2 protein-coding genes and 1 pseudogene are annotated in these 2,396 nt (G+C 50.9%); 2 read left to right on the forward strand and 1 reads right to left on the reverse strand.

From position 1 onward, the window contains the following. Positions 1 to 303: 303 nt before the first annotated feature. Together MVG27_RS02180 and MVG27_RS02185 are read left to right on the forward strand one after the other, a co-directional pair. Entirely contained in the window at positions 304 to 1,212 is a 909-nt protein-coding gene (locus MVG27_RS02180; RefSeq protein ID WP_297556065.1) for an ABC transporter ATP-binding protein, read from the forward strand. Continuing rightward, positions 1,209 to 1,925 (forward strand): hypothetical protein, encoded by a 717-nt coding sequence (locus MVG27_RS02185; protein WP_297550070.1) that lies wholly within the window; start codon positions 1,209 to 1,211, stop codon positions 1,923 to 1,925. The genes MVG27_RS02180 and MVG27_RS02185 overlap by 4 nt, the downstream gene beginning before the upstream one ends. Positions 1,926 to 1,982: 57 nt before the next feature. Here MVG27_RS02185 and MVG27_RS02190 read toward each other — a convergent pair. Continuing rightward, positions 1,983 to 2,396 (reverse strand): annotated as a pseudogene (locus MVG27_RS02190) (glyceraldehyde-3-phosphate:ferredoxin oxidoreductase); the annotation flags it as partial.

Genomic DNA, 2,396 nt, shown 5'->3' on the forward strand with positions numbered 1-2,396 from the left:
TCGTAGTTGTTCTTCGCGAGGAAAGAAGCGGTGAGTAATCCCCCTATTCCAGAGCCTATGACGACAGCCCTCATCGTATCACCTGAAGAGATGAGGTGATGGAGAATTATAAGGGTTTGGCCGTTGCATGACCATGCAACTCCTTTACCCAGGCTTCTTTTGATTCATTCTAAGAGGAAAATTTGAGTTAGAAGAAATTCATACTCGAAAAAAGAGAGAATTTTTACTTAAAGTAAAAGGAAAAGTTTATAGGCACACCCTGTTCGCTATATCCAGATACAAAAAACTCCTGGAGGCAGAAGGATGAACGTGATCGAAATCAACAACCTCACAAAAATATATCCAGACGGCACAAAGGCCAACGACGGAATCTCCATTCGCGTTGGAAAGAACGAAATCGTTGGGATCATAGGTCCCAACGGTGCTGGAAAAACTACACTAATACGACAGCTTTTGGGACTTTTGAAGCCAACAAGCGGCTCAATTAAGGTAATGGGCAAAGACATTGAAGACAACGCCGATATCATAAAGAAAACCCTCGCCTACGTACCACAGTACCCCCTCAGCTTTCCCTCTTTGAGGGTTGGGGAGGTGTTGGAGTACATCCTTAGGATGAGGGACAAGAACATTTCAAAGGATGAAATAAGCGAACGAATATCCAATGTTCTGAACCTCGTGGGCCTCAGCAGAGCGGCAAAGTTCTTCGGGTATCAGTTGTCGGGGGGCATGAAAAAGTCCCTGCTGTTGGCGATGGCCCTCGTTCAGGAGCTTCCGGTTCTCGTGCTCGACGAGCCAACGAGCATGGTGGACATCGTTACAAAGCACCGGTTGTGGGAGGTGATAAGGGACTCCAACCGCAAGGGAATCCTCCTTGCCAGTCACGACATGAACGAAGTGAAGGCCCTGTGCGACAGGGTATACCTTCTCCTCCACGGAAAAATAGTGGCCTCTGGCACTCCAGCGGATATGGTCTCGATGATTAAGATGCCCACTGAAGTTCGTCTTATACCTCAAGGGGAGATACCCTCAAGCATCCTTCCGAATGAACACAGAAAGCGCGGAGACCTCTATGAGCTGACCTTTGATACGCTCGAGGAAGCACTAAGGGCGGTGGAGGTCATCATCAAGACTGCGGACGTGTCTTACCTCGAAATCGAGTCCCCCTCATTTGAGAACCTCGTGATAAACCTTATCGGGAGGGACGACGAATGATTCGCCCTCTAATCGGAATGGAGCTAAAGGGTATGAGGATCTACAAAACGTTTCTCTTTGTCAACCTTCTACTCATGCCGCTGGCCCTGCTCTTCATGATGATTATGAACTCTGGCTCAAGAACCCCTGAGGAGGTCTCGTACCTTGTGAGCGGCTTTATCGTTGTTTCATTGGTAAGCTCTTTCCTTGGAACGCTGACGAACAGGGTCAGCAACGTTTTCGAACCCAGCGTTCTTGAGCTGTATTCCACACTACCCCCGAGGATATCAAAGGTGGTCCTTGCTCAGTTCCTCACGTATTCCCTTCTAGTCCTTCCCCAGGTGCTTATCGGCCTTGCAGTTATCGTTTCCTACCAGGGAGCGGACAGGATAAACATCCTCCTCCTGATCCTGGCCCTTTTGATCACTTTCATCGAGCTGGGAACGCTTGCCGTCGCCATAGGGGCGAAGATTGGAAACCCCTACAAGGCGATGGCCATTACCGGGATACTGACCTGGCTTCTCGTGGTATTCTCTCCGGCCTACTACCGCTCTAGCTTTCCGGCGCTCTACCTTAATCCCGTTACGTACCTCCTGTCCTGCATCCGCTCGGCCATTGGGCTGGAGGGTGCAAGCCCCATACCCTGGCTGGTCTCAGCTGTCCTAACGGGGATTTTCTTGCTCTCTGCACTCAGAAGTCTACGTTCCGGCTATATGCTTGAGAAGCCGTTTTAACCCCCTCTTTCCATCAATCTTTCGCTAGTAAGGGAAGAAAAGGGATGAAAATGCAGGTCAGAGCCTCCACTCCACCCCCAGCTCCTCGCTGTATGCATCTAGAACCCTCTCGAGATATTCCTTGGCGGTGCCAACCTTATCCAGCTTAAACTTCTCGGCCCAGCGCTCGTTTCCAAACTCCTCGCTTCCCCTGGCGACCAAATCAATGACGCGCATGCTGTCCCAGAAGGCAGGAGTATAGCCTGCCTTTCTCGCGAATTCGATTAAGCGCTTGAGCTGCTTCCTCGCGTGCTCCTCCATGTCGATATTTTCGCCGTAGGCGTCAATGAAGAGCGCCTTGAGGACGGGCTTCATCCAGCCCCTGTGGAAGCGGCACCAGCCGACGTTGTCGTACCAGAACTCCCATAGAGCGCTTGCGATTATCTTCTGCGCCAGCTCCTCCGGCTCGAGGAAGACGCCGAACTGGTAGAA

It is taken from the genome of Thermococcus sp., from assembly GCF_027011145.1.
Classification (GTDB): domain Archaea; phylum Methanobacteriota_B; class Thermococci; order Thermococcales; family Thermococcaceae; genus Thermococcus.